This is a genomic window from Phaeobacter sp. CAU 1743, from assembly GCF_039839315.1.
Taxonomy (GTDB): Bacteria; Pseudomonadota; Alphaproteobacteria; order Rhodobacterales; family Rhodobacteraceae; genus Phycobacter; species Phycobacter gallaeciensis_A.
The window spans coordinates 1-18,377 of record NZ_JBDOQR010000077.1; the positions used below are offsets into that span (position 1 = coordinate 1).

General features: G+C 59.4%; 19 protein-coding genes. 8 read left to right on the forward strand and 11 right to left on the reverse strand.

What is annotated here, in order from left to right; all coding sequences use genetic code 11:
- Nucleotides 1–365 precede the first annotated feature (365 nt).
- From AAFO90_RS21050 to AAFO90_RS21080, 7 genes are all read right to left on the reverse strand, one after another.
- Entirely contained in the window at nucleotides 366–1,043 is a 678-nt protein-coding gene (locus AAFO90_RS21050; RefSeq protein ID WP_347510659.1) for an FkbM family methyltransferase, read from the reverse strand.
- Nucleotides 1,036–1,773, reverse strand: coding sequence for a hypothetical protein (locus tag AAFO90_RS21055; protein WP_347510640.1), 738 nt, complete (start codon nucleotides 1,771–1,773; stop codon nucleotides 1,036–1,038). The genes AAFO90_RS21050 and AAFO90_RS21055 overlap by 8 nt, the downstream gene beginning before the upstream one ends.
- Nucleotides 1,774–1,783: 10 nt before the next feature.
- Nucleotides 1,784–3,775: a glycosyltransferase family 2 protein gene (locus AAFO90_RS21060; protein WP_347510641.1), complete on the reverse strand. Its 1,992-nt coding sequence runs from the start codon at nucleotides 3,773–3,775 to the stop codon at nucleotides 1,784–1,786.
- 46 nt (nucleotides 3,776–3,821) lie between these two features.
- Entirely contained in the window at nucleotides 3,822–4,151 is a 330-nt protein-coding gene (locus AAFO90_RS21065; protein ID WP_347510642.1) for a hypothetical protein, read from the reverse strand.
- 393 nt (nucleotides 4,152–4,544) lie between these two features.
- A complete protein-coding gene (locus AAFO90_RS21070) occupies nucleotides 4,545–4,730 on the reverse strand; it encodes a hypothetical protein (RefSeq protein WP_347510643.1) in 186 nt (61 codons plus the stop codon).
- Between the two features lie 158 nt (nucleotides 4,731–4,888).
- Nucleotides 4,889–5,167, reverse strand: a complete 279-nt coding sequence (locus tag AAFO90_RS21075) for a hypothetical protein (RefSeq protein WP_347510644.1) — start codon at nucleotides 5,165–5,167, stop codon at nucleotides 4,889–4,891.
- Nucleotides 5,164–5,823: a hypothetical protein gene (locus AAFO90_RS21080; protein ID WP_347510645.1), complete on the reverse strand. Its 660-nt coding sequence runs from the start codon at nucleotides 5,821–5,823 to the stop codon at nucleotides 5,164–5,166. The genes AAFO90_RS21075 and AAFO90_RS21080 overlap by 4 nt, the downstream gene beginning before the upstream one ends.
- A gap of 30 nt (nucleotides 5,824–5,853) precedes the next feature.
- Between AAFO90_RS21080 and AAFO90_RS21085 the strand changes: the two genes are divergently transcribed.
- A complete protein-coding gene (locus AAFO90_RS21085; RefSeq protein ID WP_347510646.1) occupies nucleotides 5,854–6,786 on the forward strand; it encodes an IS5 family transposase in 933 nt (310 codons plus the stop codon).
- 226 nt (nucleotides 6,787–7,012) lie between these two features.
- Here AAFO90_RS21085 and AAFO90_RS21090 read toward each other — a convergent pair whose 3' ends face one another.
- Entirely contained in the window at nucleotides 7,013–7,456 is a 444-nt protein-coding gene (locus AAFO90_RS21090) for a hypothetical protein (protein WP_347510647.1), read from the reverse strand.
- 223 nt (nucleotides 7,457–7,679) lie between these two features.
- The gene (locus AAFO90_RS21095) at nucleotides 7,680–8,795 is read right to left on the reverse strand and encodes a polysaccharide biosynthesis/export family protein (RefSeq protein WP_347510648.1); all 1,116 of its coding nucleotides are present in this window, start codon (nucleotides 8,793–8,795) and stop codon (nucleotides 7,680–7,682) included.
- A gap of 111 nt (nucleotides 8,796–8,906) precedes the next feature.
- On the opposite strand from AAFO90_RS21095, the gene AAFO90_RS21100 reads away from it, so the two are divergent.
- A complete protein-coding gene (locus AAFO90_RS21100; RefSeq protein ID WP_347510649.1) occupies nucleotides 8,907–9,803 on the forward strand; it encodes an NAD(P)-dependent oxidoreductase in 897 nt (298 codons plus the stop codon).
- A gap of 27 nt (nucleotides 9,804–9,830) precedes the next feature.
- Here the strand turns inward: AAFO90_RS21100 and eda are convergent, their stop codons facing one another.
- Together eda and AAFO90_RS21110 are read right to left on the reverse strand one after the other, a co-directional pair.
- The gene (gene eda, locus AAFO90_RS21105) at nucleotides 9,831–10,490 is read right to left on the reverse strand and encodes a bifunctional 4-hydroxy-2-oxoglutarate aldolase/2-dehydro-3-deoxy-phosphogluconate aldolase (RefSeq protein ID WP_347510650.1); all 660 of its coding nucleotides are present in this window, start codon (nucleotides 10,488–10,490) and stop codon (nucleotides 9,831–9,833) included.
- A 96-nt stretch (nucleotides 10,491–10,586) separates the two neighbouring features.
- Entirely contained in the window at nucleotides 10,587–11,618 is a 1,032-nt protein-coding gene (locus AAFO90_RS21110) for a LacI family DNA-binding transcriptional regulator (protein WP_347510651.1), read from the reverse strand.
- Between the two features lie 96 nt (nucleotides 11,619–11,714).
- On the opposite strand from AAFO90_RS21110, the gene AAFO90_RS21115 reads away from it, so the two are divergent.
- The 6 genes from AAFO90_RS21115 to AAFO90_RS21140 all read left to right on the forward strand — a co-directional run bounded on the left by AAFO90_RS21115 (nucleotide 11,715) and on the right by AAFO90_RS21140 (nucleotide 18,168).
- Nucleotides 11,715–12,737 carry a TRAP transporter substrate-binding protein gene (locus AAFO90_RS21115; protein ID WP_347510652.1) on the forward strand — a complete coding sequence of 341 codons (1,023 nt, stop codon included), beginning with the start codon at nucleotides 11,715–11,717 and terminating at the stop codon, nucleotides 12,735–12,737.
- 66 nt (nucleotides 12,738–12,803) lie between these two features.
- The gene (locus tag AAFO90_RS21120) at nucleotides 12,804–13,364 is read left to right on the forward strand and encodes a TRAP transporter small permease (RefSeq protein ID WP_347510654.1); all 561 of its coding nucleotides are present in this window, start codon (nucleotides 12,804–12,806) and stop codon (nucleotides 13,362–13,364) included.
- A gap of 3 nt (nucleotides 13,365–13,367) precedes the next feature.
- The gene (locus tag AAFO90_RS21125; RefSeq protein ID WP_347510655.1) at nucleotides 13,368–14,693 is read left to right on the forward strand and encodes a TRAP transporter large permease subunit; all 1,326 of its coding nucleotides are present in this window, start codon (nucleotides 13,368–13,370) and stop codon (nucleotides 14,691–14,693) included.
- A 9-nt stretch (nucleotides 14,694–14,702) separates the two neighbouring features.
- On the forward strand, nucleotides 14,703–16,508 hold the full coding sequence (locus AAFO90_RS21130) for an IlvD/Edd family dehydratase (protein ID WP_347510656.1): 1,806 nt from the start codon (nucleotides 14,703–14,705) through the stop codon (nucleotides 16,506–16,508).
- Nucleotides 16,509–16,517: 9 nt separating this feature from the next.
- Nucleotides 16,518–17,456 carry a sugar kinase gene (locus AAFO90_RS21135; RefSeq protein ID WP_347510657.1) on the forward strand — a complete coding sequence of 313 codons (939 nt, stop codon included), beginning with the start codon at nucleotides 16,518–16,520 and terminating at the stop codon, nucleotides 17,454–17,456.
- A 100-nt stretch (nucleotides 17,457–17,556) separates the two neighbouring features.
- Nucleotides 17,557–18,168 carry a sugar transferase gene (locus tag AAFO90_RS21140; RefSeq protein WP_347510658.1) on the forward strand — a complete coding sequence of 204 codons (612 nt, stop codon included), beginning with the start codon at nucleotides 17,557–17,559 and terminating at the stop codon, nucleotides 18,166–18,168.
- Nucleotides 18,169–18,377 lie beyond the last annotated feature (209 nt).

The window sequence follows — 18,377 nt, forward strand, 5'->3', positions numbered from 1 at the left end:
GGAGCGCGGTCATTCACTGGACTGTTCGAAGCCCTCAACGAAATCTGTGATCTCTACACACCTCAGGAATGCTGGAACTACTTTTGCGAGGCCGGGTATGCTTCTACATAAACTGGAAACGCTTTAACGTGCAAAAATCAGTGCCACTTACCGTGAAAAGTCACAGCCAATCTTGGCGCAGGTAATTTCGAAGGTGATCGAGTAGGGCAATAACCTGCCAAAACCCCCTGAATTTTGCCGTAGGTTTTTGGCACGCCGCGATTTTCTTGCACTTGCGCATCGGTGACAAAAACGACCGTTTTTGCGGAGCTGTACTATCATCCACTGTGATCCTGCGGCCGACCAGAAGATGCACTGTGAAAGTGCTATACAGGTTCAAATAAATAGGTTGGGGTAACGCAATACCTGCGCGTCGGACGATAACCAAAGGCATCCAAAATTGACTTAACGGCATAGAAATCTTCCGCCGTCTGCGCTTCGCAGAATACGATAGGCCTGTACTTGCGCAACGACTCACCACAACCTCGCAAAACCTCCTTTTCCATGCCTTCAACATCAATCTTAAGAAGATGAAATGGACCAAGTTCGAGAGCGTCTAGAGGTTGAACGGTAATGGTTCCTTCTTCATTGGTAGAAAACGTGGCCGTTCCAGTATTGGCCTTATCAATCTTGGTCAATGCCGCATGTCCAGGCTCTGCGCCTAAGCAAATATTCAAAGCCTGAACCTTATCTGCAAGCGTATTCAGCTTGATATTCTCTTGAAGCCTTTGAAAATTCGGCCCAAAAGGCTCAATCGAAGCGCCTTCCATGCCAAGGACACCGGAGAAGAACAACGTGTGATTGCCGATATTCGCTCCAACATCAACAAACCGCATACCAGGTAGAACACGGTGAAAAACCGCTTCTAGGAGATCCTGCTCATAAAACCCGTGGGTTTTGAAGATTGTCCCCTGAATATGGTCCGAAGGCTCGTCAATAAAAAAACTGACACTCTTACCGTGAGCCTTCAAATGGACGAGTTTACGCTCATCATCTTCAGGCACTTGCGACAACAAGCCTATCCTCAATCAGTTGCCACATATTTGGGTCCATTTTTCTGAATCCTGCGATCTCCTGAACCTCGTGTATAACATTCAGCGGTTTAGACATCGTAAAGGATTCAAAAATGGAACCCTCTATTTCCAATTGCTTCATCCAATCCGCTTCGCGTGCTACAGAAATGTTAGGATATCCCTTGCTATGGCTATGTCTGGCAAACCTAATATCAACGAATTTCTCGGAACCTTCCATGAACTCGAACTCAGGCATCTGATAGCCCTTGCAGTACACCGTCCCCGTCCCAATTTGGTTCACTAATCGTGGCCGATCTAAAGCCTTAGTGAATACATCTACGAGCCTGCCTGCACCATGTTTACCTTCATAATAGTCTGAGTAAATGACACTATGAAGACCCAAGATAGGGTGCACATCGTGAACCTTCTCGCGAAATGACATCATTCTTTCAACATAGTCACTTGGGTACAGGATATCGTCGTCGATAAGAAATACGTCATCATCCGGTTCTACGGATGGAAAAAACTTACCGACATCCTTCAAATCTCTAGGCGGGAAAACAAAATTTGCTTTTGGCACACTCTTTAACTCTCCGGGGACATAAACATATTCATTCAATACTATGTTTACCCTGTCGACTTGTGATGCGATACTTTTGATCGCACGAGCAGAAATGGCCCTACGTCCGGGAAACGTCGCTACATTCGCAATAACCGGCATCGTAATTCCTCTAATTCAATTCTTCTATAGATTGCGGTTCACGATAGATATCCGCGTCCTTCAGAACCTCTTCAACCATGTCGTCAGATACAATTTGGTCTCCTAACATGCGTTGACGTCCAGCCAACCCTGCGTAGAGACGGCGCTTGGGGGCCCGATAACCACGCTCACTAGCTTCAATACCAGGTGTTTTTGTAAGAGAAGATGACGACCAAAGTCCCAGAACCCCAGGCACCTCAACTTGGCTAACTTGGTTGGGTCTTAAATGACCCCTGGCCTTCTCATAAAATTCCGAATCTGCGCCAAAAAGAACTGAGCGGTAGGGACCAAAAGCATCAAATACCTTCCTATGAAACATAATCGAATTGACACACATCCTTAAAAAATTTCCATCTGGGAAAGTCACAAAGTGACCGTTGGGCATAATCCTTATCCACCGGCCAACCGACACGACAGTTCCCGCTTTGATCATTGTAGAGACCTGAGACTCGATCCGATGTGGTAGCGCGAAGTCATCAGAATCATGGAAGGTAATGAGCTCCCCCTTAGCTTCCTCAATCAACGCATTGCGAATGTTGTATGGACCTTGATTCTTTGCCGATTTGAACACACGAACATTTGGGAGCTTCTTATACTCTTTTAGTTTTTCAAGAGTTCCGTCATCACTGCAATCATCTGCAATAAGAAGCTCAATGTTCGGGTAACTCTGACCCAAGAGAGACCTGACAGCGTACTCTATCGTTTTCTCGCAATTGTACGCAGCAGTGATCACACTGACCAAAGGCTGATACTGTGCCTCTATAGCTTCGGTTCCCGAGCTATCTTGAACACTTAATACCTCCGCCTTCTCCCGCGCTTGCAGGTTAGCCAATACATTGGCTTCATCATCCCCCAGATCAATCTCAAAAGGCAGATCAAACTCTGATAGGTACGCGTTTATTTCTTCGCTCTGCCTTTGCCCGTCTCGTGTTCTGTAAAAGTTGGCCAAAAGTAGATGGTCGTTCAGCTTCCCGGTAAGGGCAGTCAAGACATCTCCCAATGCTAGATCAGGCGAATTTTGCCCGATCTGTTCGTTTACAGAAAAAAGATCTTCACCAACCTCCCCTAAAGCCAGTCGAAGTTTTACGATAGCACGATCACGAGACCGGCCATTCAAACCGCTTCGAGCGATAAGGACCGAAAAACGCTCTAGTCGGGCCTGATCACCTGTTGCAACCAGTACCTTGCAAGCAGCATCCACTAGAGGGTCTAGAGGTTCCCTCGCCGTTTGATTAAGCGCAACGGCATGTTCAACCAAAGAGGCGGCAGTTTCATAATCCTCGTTGCGCAGCGCGACTGTAAGCATGCCACTGATCCAAGAGAGCGGCTTTCGACGGAGATCGCGATCAATATTGTCGTTTAACCCAGCCAGCAAATCACTGCTGCTAAAATTAGCGATACGGTATGGAACGACAACCCGGTCTTGATCCCCGTTTCCGATAACATCCGGCACATCTGCTACTTGGGAGTGAAAGAAATCCTCCTCGTTTTCTGGTACGGATAGCTCAAGATCAAAAAGCTTTACGTCACAAGGGTGCCGAAGTTCGACGACAAGGTACATTTCATGATACTGTTCTGGTATTTCAGAAAGTTCCAACACTCCTTGGGCAAAGACCTTAGTATCAGAGACAGCAATAGGTTCGGTCAACTTAGATATCGGTCCAAAATACCCTGTCTTGTCGCGACCATATATACCAACAACACCAATGTCTGAATCTAAGCCCTGTTTACTACTCTCCGCAGCATACGAAATCGCGGCTCTAGCGCGGCCTATTGACGAAGCTGGGAACTCAATCTTTCGAAGAAGCCGAAACCACCTTACATTGCCTTCAACCTTAACTTCTACTTCTGGATTGATGTCAGCAACACCTCTCGATACTGAGAAGTTTATTTCTTGCCCGTCCTCGAGCTGGTTGTGAGCGCAAAACCAGCCCTCCCCAAATTGATCGTCTTTACAAGTCACTTTGAAGGCGTTTAGGGGAAGAGAATATGATATCATCGTCTAAATTTTAACCCAAATTGTTATACAGGTAGGTAGGATACGCAAAGCCAGCGCTGCTTGGGAGACTGGACAAGAAGTCTTCTATGTCTCTCGTATTCAGACGATCCAGTGTAGTTTTGTCGATATTCCACCATTTGCTTTCAAGTATTTTATCAGACATCTCTGGAGAAAACCTACGCCCGAGAACTTTTGCAGGCACACCGCCCACAATTGTATGGCTTTCCACGTCCTTTGTTACAACTGCGTTCGCAGCAATGACAGCACCAACCCCAATTGTTCGGCCCGGCATTATCACGGCTCCATCACCAATCCAAACATCGCTATGAATAATCGTCATACGTGAAGCATATTTTGAGGACGACTGTGCTTGGCTTTTCCGACCTGCCAGTGCTGGGGATGTCGACAACCCACCCATCGCATGCGCCCCAGCGGCGAGCGTAACTCGACGGCCAATAGAGCAGTATCTACCGATGAACACGTTGTCTCGTGAGTACCCCCCCCGTTAACGTAAGAATACGCGCCAATGAAGAATATTGAAGTACGAGAAGATATCACTGGAGAACTGATATTCGAACCACCCTCGTAGTAGTAATATCTCTTTGCCTGCCCACCAAAAGTCGAATGATTTTCTTTGCTATCAATACCCTGATAGTCAACTTCAAGCTCTCCAAAGCCAGCTAAGCGAGACAGCTTTACCTCAAGTGTTTGAGGTTTCTCAACCAACACCAAATTATGCAGATAGCATTTCGATAACACTATTCATGTTTAGCCGCGTTCTGACTACATGCCCATTGCCGAGCCCCAAAAGAACTGTTCCATCCTCATCTCGATGAACATAATTAACAGCCTGCGGCAAGACTTGAACCTCTTCACCTTCCAGGTTTCTGAAACCTTCTTCCAAAACACCTTTGATCATAATAGCTTCCTTTCTAAATACAGCCTTGTATGGTCCACCGTTAAGTCCTAGCGTCAACGCGTCCATTTTCTCTATACTGGCTGACCACCGCTGTCAAATCTGGAATCATGGAATGTGAACAAATTGGCGCTTTACCACGCTCTGAACAGCCTTTCACTCTAACCGTCGCCCCTGCCAATGTGCTCCCCGCGTTGCGGACCTCGGCCTTCCTGCTGCGCTGCCCCACGGACAAGATCGTTGAAGGCGCTCGACCGGTTTTCCCTATAGCTGCGCCACGCGGCCCGCTCGTCATGTTGTTCCTCGCGCTCTTGTCTGTCGAAACTCTTCGCCACCATCAAAAAGTCTTTCAGACTGACATTGTCACTCGCCGCGCGAGCTGACGCGAGCCGGTCAAACTGAACCGCCCCCACCAGCTCGTCCACACGGATCGCATTCACAGCTCAAACCCCTGATTTCTCTTCCGTTGCTGTTTCTTCTGCCCTTGGTGCTGCTGCGTCTTCAGCTCGGCCTGATGGCTATCCAACGCCTCACGCTGCGACTGACGATCAAGCGTCAGCCAATACCCAAGGTTTGAGCGCATATCGTTCCGCTCGCGGCGATGCTTTTCACGCATGAGCTTGATGGATTTTTGAAGCTGCCGCCTGTCGGTGAGCTGCTCCGTTTTCAGCGCGTGAAACTCTCCCGCATCCCGTGTCTTTGCCTGCTCGATCTCGGCGGCAAATTCACGGGGTAACTTGCCAACACCAAGCTTGAGCTGGGCGCGATCCCACAAGCCCATAAGCCCGCTGCGAATACGATCTGCACGGGCTTTGGCCTCGACTTTCTGGCGGGTCTGGTGCTGACGCTGCAAAGATTGGCGCGATGTCTGCTGTTCGGTTTTCAGACGCTTCACAGCATTGCCCATGCGGGTCTGCTCTTTGCGTTGCTTGGCCTTTAGATCATCAACGCGCTTTTCCGCTGCCGCTGTCATTTTCGCTCTGAGGGTCGCGCGCGCCTGGTCAACCGTCTGAACGTGTTCAGGTTGACCAAGCCGTGCGCGGATGTCCTTTTGCTTGGCACCGGCTCTGTTGCACAAATCGCGTGAGGGATTCATCTCGTGAATCCAGCGTGGTATCTGGGATGCATGAGCAGACCCGCCCCCCCGACCTACAGGACCAGGAACTGGCCAGCCTATAACGAAGCGCTCAAGCGCCGGGGCTCACTGACGATCTGGTTCGACCCCGAGATGAGCTGGGATGCCGCGCCGACAGGCAGGCGTGGCCGACAGCAGACCTACAGCGATACCGCTATCCAGACGTGCCTTACGATGAAGGTATTGTTCGGTATGGCGCTCCGGCAGACGACCGGGTTCGTCGAAAGCCTGTTACACTTGGTTGGCCTCGACTGGACGGTGCCTGACTTCAGCACCCTGTCTCGCCGCCAGAAGACCCTGGCTGTGAACATCCCCTACCGTGGATCGAAAGGCCCGCTGCACCTGCTGATCGACAGCACCGGCATCAAGGTGGAGGGCGAAGGCGAGTGGCATGCGCGCAAGCATGGTGGCCCGAAACGCCGTGTCTGGCGCAAGATCCATCTCGGGATTGATGAGGAAACACTGGAGATCCGCGCTGTCGAGATCACCGGGAGCCACATCGGTGATGCTCCGGTGTTACCCGAACTGCTCCGTCAGATCCCGGCGGACGAGCGGATCGGCAGCGTCACCGCCGACGGTGCCTACGACACCCGGAAATGCCACGATGCGATCGCAGACCGCGGCGCATATGCTGTCATCCCGCCCCGCAAGAACGGGAAGCCATGGAAGACCGTCACCGCCGGCGCGGTCGCTCGAAACGAGGCCCTGCGCGCATCCAAATACCTTGGCCGCGCCCTATGGCGACGATGGAGTGGATACCACCGCCGGAGCCGCGTCGAGACGAAGATGCATTGCGTGAAGCTGCTGGGGCAGCGCCTCATGGCGCGGGACTTCGACCGTCAGGTTGCGGAGATCCAGGTCCGTATCGCCGTGCTCAACGGCTATACCGGGCTTGGCATACCCGTCACGCAAGCTGTGGGATAAGTCCATCCGGGGAAAGGGGAGCCACAGCGTTCAGCCGATTTGTGCAACAGAGCCGTTCCGACAAGCAGTGCCAGCGCGCTGATCCCGGCGGCTAGGGGGCGGCGAAATCCATGTTTCATACTCAATGTCCTTCTGTTCGGAGCGTCGCAGCAGGGCTGGTCGCTGAAATCTGGTCTGGTGCATCCGGCGCGCTTCCAGCCCCGGGCGGTCGGAGCGGGCGCCGGGGTCATTCTTCCCGGATATCTTCCGGGACGATAATCACCCCGCGGGACACCTGGAATGCCCCGTTCATGTAAAAGGGTTTGGCGCGGCTGTTGCTGCTTTCGCCCCGGCCGTTGTCGATCGGATTGACGATCTTGACGGTTTCCTCTGTCGCCGCTTTCAGTTCGTACCGGTAGATTCCGTCCAGAACCTCGCCCCGGCCAAGTTCGAACACCGGCGTGCCCGCTTCTGCAAAGACCCGGGTTACGGTGCCGTCAGGGCCCGCCACCACCAGCGTTGCCTTGCTGAGGCCGGTCCAGTTCTCGAACCAGAGCGCGTTTGAATTGTGCTGCTGCACCGGATCAATGGTCATCGCCATGGCCGTGCCGGGGATGAGGCCTGGCATGAGGACAGGCGCGCCGGTCAGCAGCGCCGCGGCCAAGGCCAGCTGCCGCAGGGGGCGGCGCAAGATGGCCGCTGAAGGAACAAGAGAACTGGGTACAGGGCGCATGATTTGATCGGCAGGGTTGGGTTGGCAGGGATTGCAGCAGCAGTTTTGCGGCTTGTGTATTATTTTACAATGAAAAATAGCTCAAACTAAGGCATTTATGCGAGATTCCGTCCAGGTGGTGCCGGATGGCCAACACCACCCGGTACCGTATCTCCGCTGCGGCCTGTCCGGATCGGGCCTCTTACAGCACCCCGGCGCGGCTGAAGACGCCGAAGAAGTTGCCGATGAGATTGGAGACGGTCAGCGCATCGTTGACCGGGGATTCGGTGGCAATGACCAGATCGCCTGGGTTGATCTCGAACTTGCGGGCGGAAAACAGCCCGTCCGCGGTGGTCAGATCCAGGGTGAAGACCACGCGGTTGTGGCGTGGGCCACGCTGACCGGGTGCCACCGCCGAGGCCGGGTATTCGCGCAGGACCAGCAGCCCTTCGGGATCGGCTTTGCTGTCCTGAAAGCCGCCCGAGACCGAGATCGCGTCCATCACCGACATCTCGTCCTTGGTGAAGATATGCAGATCCTCGGTGCCGGTGGCTCCGAAGGAGAGAAAATAGCGCTCGTCCTCTTCCACGAAGACCCGGTCGCCGCCGCGCAGAAGCGTATCAAGGCGGGGATTGTTCAGCAGGTTCTGCACCGAGGTGCCGTAGATATTGCTGCCCCGCACCAGGCGGATCTGCGGGTTGTTGAGGTTGGAGGAAATACCGCCCCCGGCCGAGATTAGCCCCATCACGGTATAGTTGCGGTCCGGCATCGGGTAGGTACCGGGCCGGGCAACGCCGGAGACCAGATCGACCGAGTTGCCGCGCCCTTCGGCCATGTCCAGCTGCAGCTGCGCCGAAGGCACGATGGCTTCCAGCTCTTCCTGCAGTTTTTCCCGCGCCAGATCCGGGGTCAGCCCCAGCACGTTCACCTTGCCCACATAGGGCATGAAGACAGAGCCGTTCGAGGCCACCCGCACGTCCTGCAGCTGCACCATCTTCTGCTCGGAGGAGGTCAGCAGGGAATTGTCGCTGCTGTCCCAGATCCGGAGCGTCAGCGTATCGCCGGACTGGATGATCTGGGTCTTGGCGCCCTGGCTGGCGCGGATCCAGCCAAGATGTTCTTTTTGTCCGGTTTCCGGCCATTGCCCCACCGTGGGCAGGAAGGCGCGGCTGACCTGATAAAGCGCGAAATCGGCATCCGGTTCGCTGGACTGGGCCAGGATTTCCTCGCTGACGGGGGCGCCGCTTGGCAGACGGCCGCAGGCCGCCGACAAAAGAACGAGGCTGACGGCGGCGAGCAGTGAAATAAAAGAGCGCATGGAGTCCCTGTCCGGAAACGGCTTGATTTCTGATCCGGTTTCGGACCTGTGGTTTTTATGCGAGCAAGATACCGGGCCTGTGCCATGCGTCAACAACAAGCGTCAACACCTATGGAGGCAGAATCGGAGGCGGATCCCGCCGCCCCGGCCATTCTGGTGCTCGGCGCCGCAGGGCGGATCGGCGGGGTGTTGCGCCGGGACTGGCCGGTTTTGCTGCCGGGCCGCGATCTGCGCTGGCAGGCGCGCCGTCCCCTAGCCGATCCTGCCACAGATGACGCCTGGCATATCCTTGCGCCGCTGGAAGATCCTGTGGCCCTGGCGCAGGCGGCAGAGGGCACCGATACGATTCTCTGCCTCGCTGGGGTCACCCCGGGTCATGGTGGTGATCTGGGTGACAATGCCCGCCTCGCCGAAGCCGCGATAAGGGCGGCGCAGGCAAGCACCCGCGTCAGTGACAGAAAGACGCGGGTACTACTGGCCTCTTCGGCAGCGGTCTATGGCAACCAGCCCGGTGTCCTGTCCGAAGAGGCGCCGCTAACCCCGGCCAATCCCTATGGCGTCGCCAAGGCCGAAATGGAGGCGCAGGCCCTCAGGCTGGGGGCAGAGGCCGGGGTTGCGGTCACCGCCCTCAGGATCGGCAATATCGCGGGGCTCGATGCCATCCTCGGCGGCTGGCGCCCGGGGTTTCATCTGGACTGCTTTGCCGATGGCACGACACCCCGGCGCAGCTATATCGGGGTGCGGATGCTGTCCCAGGTGTTGGCAGCGCTGGTGCAGCGCCCCGATCTGCCGAAGCTGGTGAATGTGGCCCAGCCCGGCCCGGTCGCCATGGGTGATCTGCTGCACGCGGCGGGGCTGGAGTTCAGCTTGCGCCCGGCGCCCGATACCGCCATCCCCGAAGTTGCGCTGGAGGTGACCCGGCTGGCCGGTCTGCTGCCGCCGGATGTGCCGCTGCCCGCTGCCAATCCGGCGCAGCTGGTGGCCGAATGGGCTGCGCGGGCCTCATGAAGCCCCGCCTTGTCCGTCCGGCTTGCCTCACTTGGCCTGCCTGACGGGCAATTGGGCTGCCGCCCGGGCCAGCGTCCGGATCGCGCTCCAGTCGCCTGCGCTCACCAGCTCTTGCGGGGCGATCCAGCTGCCCCCCGCGCAGACCACATTGGGCAGATCCAGATATCCCTGCACATTTCCGGGGGTGATGCCGCCAGTCGGGCAAAAGGAAATCTGCGGCAGCGGCGCGCCGATGGCCTTCAGGGCCGGAGCGCCGCCAGAGGCCTCGGCCGGGAAGAATTTCTGCATCCGGTAGCCGCGGGCCAACAGCCGCATGGCCTCTGACGCGGTGGCGGCGCCGGGCAGCAGCGGCAGGCCGATCTTCTCGCAGGCGTCCAGCAGCGCATCGGTGGCGCCGGGGGAGACGCCGAACTCTGCACCTGCCTCTTTTGCTGCCACCGCATCATCCGGGGTGACCAGCGTGCCGGCTCCGACCACGCAGCCCGGCACCTGCGCCATGTCGCGGATCGCCTCCAGCGCCGCCGGGGTGCGCAGGGTCACTTCAAGGGCTGGCAGGCCACCGCTGATGAGAGCCTCGGCCAGCGGCCCGGCCGCCGCGGCTTCCCGGATCACCAGCACCGGCATCACCGGTGCCAGGGTGCAGATCTCGCGGCTGCGGTCGCTGGCTTCCTGAGGGGTCATTTGCATGGGGTATGCTCCGGAATTGAAGGCGCCGGGGCAGGCGGAGCGCGCCGCCCAGCGGTTGCGGGAGAAATTGAAAGGGAAAGAGGCCGCGGTAAGGGGTCAGCCGCCCTGCCGTTTTGTCGTGCCGCGCGGGATGACCTCAAAGCCAAGGTTGATATCCTGGCGCTCGGCACTCTCCGGCGCCTCCAGGGCGCGCATCAGATGCGCCACCGCTTCGGTGCCGATCCGGTAGCGCGGCGTCGCCACCGAGGTCAGCGCGGGGTTGAGATGGCGGCTCATTTCCAGATCGTTGAAGCCACAGATGCCAAGATCCTCGGGCACCCGGATGCCGCGGCGCTGCGCCTCGAACAGCACCCCCGCGGCCAGGTCGTCGTTGTTGCAGAAGATCGCATCGGTGTCCGGCGCCCGGGCGAACAGATCAGACAGCAGGGTGCCGCCCAGCCCGACGCTGGAGGCCTTGGGAGTCGTCACCACCCGGTTGGGGTCGAACAGGCCGCGCTCCTCCAGCTCGCTGCGGAATCCGGCAAAGCGGCGCTGCGAGCGCGGATCCATGCGGGCGCCGAGAAAGCCGATGCGCCGGTAGCCCTGATCGGCAAGATGCCCGGTTGCGGCGCGGCCGGCGTCAAAGTGGGACAGCCCGATCAGACTGTCGACCGCCTCGCCATCGCTGTCCATGATCTGCACCACCGGGCAGGGCGCAGCCTGCAGCAGCCTGCGGCAGGCCTCGGTCTGATCGACGCCCGCCAGAATCATGCCGGCCGGCTTCTGGTTCAGGAAGGTGCGCACCAGCTTTTCCTCGGTTTCGGGGCTGTAGCGGTAATTGGCGATCTGGATGGAAAACCGGCTGCCTTCGAGCGCATCGTAAAGCCCGCGCAGCACATCGGTGAAGACGCTGTTGGTCAGCGAGGGAATCAGCAGCCCGATCACATCGGTCCGGGTCGAGGCCAGCGTCGAGGCGGCCGCATCGGGCACATAGCCAAGCGCATCGATGGAGCGCCTGACTCGCTTGCGGACGCTTTCGGAAACCAGCTGGGGGGAACGGATCGTCCGGGAAACAGTGATCGCGCTAACTCCGGCGTGGGTAGCGACGTCCTTTAGGGTAATCCTATGGTTTTCGGTCTTTTTTTTCATTGGAAAACACTCTGCCATGAAAGCCTTTGGATGGCAAGTTGACAAATGATTGCGCAATCATTACTCCTGCCGTCAACTTTTAAGGGAGGAAGGCTCATGAAAGATACTTTTGCGAAACTGGCCTGGTCGGCGGTGGCCATGCTGTCGGTGTCGGGCGCGGCGCTGGCGGCGGAATACGATTTCCGCTTTCAGTCCTCGGATCCGGCGGGCAATGCGAATTTCCTGCTGCAGCAGACCTGGGCCGAGGATGTCGCGGCGCGCACTGATGGCCGGATCGCCATCGAACTTTTGCCGGTCGGCACCATCGTGGCGCATAGCGAAACCCAGGACGCGGTGGCGGCGGGCATCCTCAACGGCCATTTCACCGACACCTCCTATTTCGCCGGCAAGGAGCCGGCCTTTGGCCTGATCGCGAACCCGGTCGGCGCCTGGTCGGACCCCGAGCAGATGCTGGATTTCATGGAGAACGGCGGCGGCAAGGAGCTGATGAACACGCTGATGGAGCCCTATGGGCTGCATTTCATCGGCGCCACCACCCCCGGGCTTGAAGCCTTCCTGTCCAAGGTGCCGCTGGAGGGTGTCGATGATCTCAAAGGTCTGAAAATGCGCGCCCCCGAAGGCATGGTGCAAAAGGTCTTTGCCGCGGCCGGCGCGGCGCCGGTGAACCTGCCGGGCAGTGAGGTCTTCACCTCGCTCGACAAGGGCGTCATCGATGCGGCCGATTACACCGTGTTCTCGACCAACCACGCGCAGGGCATGCACGACATTGCCACCCACCCGGTCTATCCCGGCTTCCACTCGATGCCGCTGGTCGAGGTGAGCATCAACAAGGCGACCTGGGATGCGCTGCCGGCGGATCTGCAGGAGGCGCTGGAGGACAGCGTGTCCGACTTCGCCCGCAAGCAGATCGGCGTTCTGGCCGAGCGCGATGCGGCGGCCGTGGCCGAGGCGACCGCCTCGGGCAAGGTGACCGTGCATGACTGGCCGGCCGAGGAACGCGCCCGTTTCCGCGCCATCGCCAAGGAAGAATGGGCTGCGGCCGCCGAGGCCTCCGAAGCCTCGATGCTGGTCTATGAGACCCTGACCGGCTATCTCAGCGACAAGGGCCTGCTGCAATAAGCAGTCCGGCATGCAAGCGCCCCGCCCCCCGCGGGCCGGGGCGCGTTCTTTTTCTGGATCCGTCCCATGACCGAAGACACAACGCCTCAGACTCACGACGCCGATGCTGATATCGGCGCCGCTCCGGAAGCCGGCGCCCTGGGCCGGATCGTCAATACGGCCGGCACCGGCTTTGCCCTCGCCATCCTGTCCTGCGCGGGCATCCTGTTTCTCGAGGTCATCCTGCGCTACGGCTTCAACCGTCCGACGGTCTGGGCGCATGAGACGGTGATCTTCCTCACCGCCTGCTCCTTCGTCTTCGGCGGGCTTTATGCGGCGGCGCGCAACGCGCATATCCGGGTGGTGCTGATCTATGACCAGCTTTCGGCTTCTGCCCGGCGGATCATGGATGTGGGAATCTCGGCCGCCTGCAGCCTGGCCTGCGCCTGTTTCGCCTGGGCCTCCTGGACCAGCGTCGCGCGGGCGGTCTGGACGCCCTCGGGGGCGCTGCGCCTGGAAACCAGCGGCAGCGCCTGGAACCCGCCGACACCGGGCCTGACCAAAGTGTTTCTCTTTGTCGTACTGCTGCTGCTGGCGCTGCAATTCGCGGTTCTGGCCGTCAATTATCTTCGTAAGCCGGGGTCCTGATCGATGGAACTTCTGACGCTGCTCCCCGACTTCAAGGCGATGGGGATCGAATGGGCGACCTTTTCGATGTTTGCCATGCTGCTGGTGCTGCTGCTGACCGGCATGCCGCTGGCCTTTGTCACCCTGCTGGTGGCGCTGATTTTTGCCCTGGGCTGGTTCGGGCCGATGGCGGTGCCGCTGATCACCTCGCGGATCTTCAGCTTCGTCAACAGCTTTGTCTTTGTCTCGGTGCCGATGTTCGTGCTGATGGCGGCGATCCTGGACCGGTCTGGCATTGCCCGCGATCTGTTCGACGCGATGCGGGTGGTCGGCGGCCGCCTGCGCGGCGGCGTTGCCATCCAGACCCTGCTGGTGGCGGTGGTGCTGGCGGCGATGTCCGGCATCATCGGCGGCGAGGTGGTGCTGCTGGGTCTGCTGGCGCTGCCGCAGATGCTGCGGCTGGGCTATGATCAGCGGCTGGCGATCGGCGTCTGCTGCGCCGGCGGTGCGCTTGGCACCATGGTGCCGCCCTCGATCGTGCTGATCATCTACGGGCTGACGGCCAGCGTCTCGATCGGTGATCTGTTCACCGCCTCCTTCCTGCCCGGACTGATGCTGGCCGGGTTCTATATCACCTATGTGCTGATCCGCGCCTATCTGAACCCGGCGGTGGCGCCGGTGCCCGAGGCCGGGGAAATCCCCACCCGGGAAAAGCTGCGCCTGCTCAAGGGGCTGATCCTGCCGATCCTGGTGGTGATCTTTGTTCTCGGGTCGATCTACGGCGGCATCGCCTCGGTCACCGAGGCCTCGGCGATCGGGGTAATCGGCGTGACCCTGTCGACGGTGATCCGCGGCGAATTCACCCTGGCGCTTTTGAAGGGCGCGGCGCTGCAGACCCTGTCGACCGTCGGCATGATCGTCTGGATCGGCATCGGCGCCTCGGCTCTGGTTGGTGTGTTCAACCTGATGGGCGGCATCAATTTCGTCTCCACGCTGATCACCGGCATTTCGGACAATCCCACCGTCATCGTGCTGGTGATGATGCTGCTTCTCTTTGTGCTGGGGATGTTCCTGGACTGGGTCGGCATCGCGCTGCTGACCATGCCGATCTTCGTGCCCATCGTGCGCAATCTGGGCTTTGATCCGGTCTGGTTCGGGGTTGTCTTTGCGATGAACATGCAGGTCAGCTTCCTGTCGCCGCCCTTTGGCCCGGCAGCCTTTTACCTCAAATCGGTGGCCCCGGCGGGCATCTCGCTGGGCGAGATTTTCCGCTCGCTGCTGCCTTTCATCGCGATGCAGATGCTGGCGCTGGCACTGCTGATTGCCTTTCCCGGCATCACCGGAAGATAGGAGCCTGACATGACTGGCAAAACTGGCAAAACTGGCAAGAAACTGCGCTCGCGCGAGTGGTTCAACAACCTGGCTGATCCGGAGATGACGGCGCTGTATCTGGAGCGCTACCTGAATTACGGGCTGACGCTGGAAGAGCTGCGCTCGGACAAGCCGATCATCGCCATCGCCCAGACCGGCAGCGATCTGTCGCCCTGCAACCGGCACCATCTGGAGCTGGCCAACCGCACCCGCGAGGCGATCCGCAGCGCAGGCGGTATCGTGCTGGAGGTTCCGGTGCATCCGATCCAGGAAACCGGCAAACGCCCCACCGCCATGCTGGACCGCAACCTGGCCTATCTGAGCCTGGTGGAGACGCTTTATGGCTACCCGATCGACGGCGTTGTGCTGACCATCGGCTGCGACAAGACCACGCCGGCCCTGCTGATGGCGGCGGCAACGGTGAATATTCCGGCCATCGCGCTGTCGGTCGGGCCGATGCTGAACGGCTGGCACAAGGGCAAGCGGGCCGGCTCGGGCAGCGTGATCTGGGAAGCGCGACAGCAGCTGGCCGCAGGCGAGATCGACGCCGAGGGGTTCCTGGAAATGGCCGCGGCCTCGGCGCCCTCGGTGGGCTATTGCAACACCATGGGCACCGCCTCGACGATGAACTCCCTGGCCGAGGTGCTGGGCATGCAACTGCCGGGCTCGGCCGCGATCCCGGCGCCCTATCGCGAACGCGGCCAGATGGCCTATTACACCGGGCTGCGCATCGTTGAGATGGTCAATCAGGATCTACGTCCCAGCGATATCATGACTCGCGCGGCCTTTGAGAATGCCATCGTGGTGGCTTCGGCACTTGGCGGCTCCACCAATGCGCCGATCCATATGAACGCCATCGCCCGGCATCTGGGTATCGAGCTCAGCAACGGCGACTGGGAGCGGCTGGGCCATGAGGTGCCGCTGCTGGTGAACATGCAGCCGTCGGGCCAGTATCTGGGCGAAGATTTCTTCCGCGCCGGCGGGGTGCCTGCGGTGATTTCTGAGCTGCTGAAGGCGGGGCTGCTGCCGCATCCGGAGGTCGCCATGGCCAATGGCAGGACGGTGGCGGAGAATTACCAGACGGCGGAAACTGCGGATGCGGATGTGATCCGCCCGGCCTCGGCGCCGCTGGTGGCCAATGCGGGGTTCCTGAACCTGTCGGGCAACCTGTTCGACAGCGCGCTGATGAAAACCTCGGTGATCAATGATGAATTCCGTGGCCGATATCTGTCGGATCCGCAGGACCCCAATGCCTTTGAAGGCCGGGTGATTGTTTTCGATGGCCCCGAGCAGTTCCATCAGACCATCGATGATCCGGCGCTGGATATCGATGCCCATTGCATTCTGGTGATGCGCGGCGCCGGTCCCAAGGGCTATCCCGGCGGCGCCGAGGTGGTGAACATGCGGCCGCCCTCCTATCTGATCAAACAGGGGGTGCATGCGATGCCCTGCATCGGCGACGGGCGGCAATCCGGCACCTCCGGCTCGGCCTCGATCCTGAATGCCTCGCCCGAGGCGGCGGATGGCGGCGGTTTGGCGCTGCTGGAAAACGGCGACCGGATCCGCGTCGATCTGAACGCGCGCAGCGTGAATGTGCTGCTGAGCGCAGAGGAACTGGCGGCCCGCCGCGCCCGGCTCGAGGCCGCAGGCGGTTATGCGATGCCGCAAAGCCAGACGCCCTGGCAGGAGATGTTCCGCGCCAGCGTGCGGCCCTTCTCGGACGGCATGGTGATGGAAGGAGCGACGGAATACCGCGATGTCGCCCGCAAACATCCCTTGCGCAACAACCACTGAGGGGCGGCGATGATATCGGGAAGACTGCTGTGCCTGGGCGAGCCTCTGGTCGAATTCAGCGATGCGGGCGATGGCAGCTGGCGCGGTGGCATTGGCGGTGATGTCTCCAATGTGGCCATCGCAGCCGCCCGCCAGGGCGCGGATGCGGCGATGTTGGCGCGTCTGGGCGATGATGCCTTTGGCGCCATGATCCGCCAGGTCTGGGACGATGAAGGGGTGGATCACCGCCATGTGGCGGCCGTCGCGGGGGTCGAGACCGGGCTCTATTTCATCACCTACCGCGATGGCGCCCATCACTTCGAATACCGCCGAGCCCATTCGGCAGCGGCGCAGATGCAGCCGCAGGATCTGCCGGAAGAGGCCTTTGCCGGGGTCGGTGTGCTGCATCTGTCCGGTATTTCGCAGGCCATCAGCACCTCGGCCCATGCGGCGGCGGACCGGGCGGTGGCGCTGGCGCGGCAAAGCGGGGCGAAGATATCCTATGATCCCAACCTGCGGCTGAAGCTCTGGCCGCTGGAGCGGGCGCGCGCGGCAGCGGAGGCGACCATCGCCCAGGCCGATATCGTGCTGCCGGGATACGAGGATGCGCGCCAGCTGACCGGGCTGGACCGGCCCGAGGATATCCTCAGCCATTATCGCGGCCTTGGCGCCGGGCTGGTGGCGATGACCATGGGCGGGCAGGGGGTGCTGGTCTCCTTTGATCAGGAGGTGCAGCATTTCTCCGCGCCAAAAGTGCAGGAAGTCGATGCCAGCGGCGCCGGTGATTGCTTTGACGGCGCCTTTCTGGCGCAAGTACTGCAGGGGCGCGGGGTCCCGGAGGCCGCACAATATGCCACGGCGGCGGCGGCCCTGTCGGTGACGCGCTATGGCGCGGCGCTGTCCGTCCCCACGGCGCAGGAGGTCAAAGCCGCCTTTCCGGATCATGTCGTGCCGGGCTGCCGCGCCTGACTTGGGGCTTGGCAGCGCAGAGCGCTTAAAATACGAGGAGACCCTGAAGGCTGTCGTGCCTTTGACCTTACCGTGCCACCCTCATGACGGAAGCAGAGACATGACCTGGGACAAACGCCTTTTCGATCTTTTCTTTGCCACGCTGCTGATCGTGATTCTGGGGCCGATCCTGCTGTTGCTGCTGCTCTGGCTGCTGCTGAAGGAGGGGCGGCCGCTGTTTTATGTGGCAGAGCGGATGAAAACGCCGGACCAGCCCTTTGACCTCTGGAAGCTCCGCACCATGACCGTGGTGGCCGAGGATGTCGGCGTCTCTGGCGGTGACAAGGCGGCGCGCATCACCCGCACTGGTGCCTGGCTGCGGCGCAAGCGGCTGGATGAATTCCCCCAGCTCTGGAACATCCTCAAAGGCGATCTCAGCTTTGTCGGGCCGCGCCCGCCGCTGCGCCAATATGTGGAGGCCCATCCCGAAGTCTATGAAAAGGTGCTGAAAAGCCGCCCCGGCGTCACGGGCCTCGCTTCGATCACCTATCACAAGCACGAGGCGGCGCTGCTGGAGCGCTGCACAAGCCGCGAGGAAACCGATGCGGTCTATTCCCGCATCTGCGTGCCCGCCAAGGCGCGGCTGGATCTGATTTACCAGCGCCACCGCAACATGTGCTATGATTTCGACCTGGTGTTCCAGACCATCGGCAATATCTTCCGCCGCGGTTAGGGCAGATGATGCGCCGACCAGCCTTAGAAAGGTCGCCATTGTGGTTCGCTCATGTTTTTGTGAAAAAGTGCATTGTTTATAATATACCGTGCTTACGCCAAAACCCGAAATTTTTCGTGAGTGACGACCCTGAAGCTATCTGACACTTGGTTTCGGAAGGTTTCCCACTGGTTGGGCAGGGTCTCCCGAAAGAACTTCAGGATCGCATC

What these genes read in the sequence shown, in the direction of transcription:
- AAFO90_RS21055 (WP_347510640.1), bottom strand. Translation starts at nt 1,773, where the DNA reads ATGCCGGTTATTGCGAATGTAGCGACGTTTCCCGGACGTAGGGCCATT.
- AAFO90_RS21065 (WP_347510642.1), bottom strand. Translation starts at nt 4,151, where the DNA reads ATGACGATTATTCATAGCGATGTTTGGATTGGTGATGGAGCCGTGATA.
- AAFO90_RS21070 (WP_347510643.1), bottom strand. Translation starts at nt 4,730, where the DNA reads ATGATCAAAGGTGTTTTGGAAGAAGGTTTCAGAAACCTGGAAGGTGAA.
- AAFO90_RS21080 (WP_347510645.1), bottom strand. Translation starts at nt 5,823, where the DNA reads ATGAATCCCTCACGCGATTTGTGCAACAGAGCCGGTGCCAAGCAAAAG.
- AAFO90_RS21085 (WP_347510646.1), top strand. Translation starts at nt 5,854, where the DNA reads ATGAGCAGACCCGCCCCCCCGACCTACAGGACCAGGAACTGGCCAGCC.
- AAFO90_RS21095 (WP_347510648.1), bottom strand. Translation starts at nt 8,795, where the DNA reads ATGCGCTCTTTTATTTCACTGCTCGCCGCCGTCAGCCTCGTTCTTTTG.
- AAFO90_RS21100 (WP_347510649.1), top strand. Translation starts at nt 8,907, where the DNA reads ATGGAGGCAGAATCGGAGGCGGATCCCGCCGCCCCGGCCATTCTGGTG.
- eda (WP_347510650.1), bottom strand. Translation starts at nt 10,490, where the DNA reads ATGCAAATGACCCCTCAGGAAGCCAGCGACCGCAGCCGCGAGATCTGC.
- AAFO90_RS21110 (WP_347510651.1), bottom strand. Translation starts at nt 11,618, where the DNA reads ATGAAAAAAAAGACCGAAAACCATAGGATTACCCTAAAGGACGTCGCT.
- AAFO90_RS21115 (WP_347510652.1), top strand. Translation starts at nt 11,715, where the DNA reads ATGAAAGATACTTTTGCGAAACTGGCCTGGTCGGCGGTGGCCATGCTG.
- AAFO90_RS21120 (WP_347510654.1), top strand. Translation starts at nt 12,804, where the DNA reads ATGACCGAAGACACAACGCCTCAGACTCACGACGCCGATGCTGATATC.
- AAFO90_RS21125 (WP_347510655.1), top strand. Translation starts at nt 13,368, where the DNA reads ATGGAACTTCTGACGCTGCTCCCCGACTTCAAGGCGATGGGGATCGAA.
- AAFO90_RS21130 (WP_347510656.1), top strand. Translation starts at nt 14,703, where the DNA reads ATGACTGGCAAAACTGGCAAAACTGGCAAGAAACTGCGCTCGCGCGAG.
- AAFO90_RS21135 (WP_347510657.1), top strand. Translation starts at nt 16,518, where the DNA reads ATGATATCGGGAAGACTGCTGTGCCTGGGCGAGCCTCTGGTCGAATTC.
- AAFO90_RS21140 (WP_347510658.1), top strand. Translation starts at nt 17,557, where the DNA reads ATGACCTGGGACAAACGCCTTTTCGATCTTTTCTTTGCCACGCTGCTG.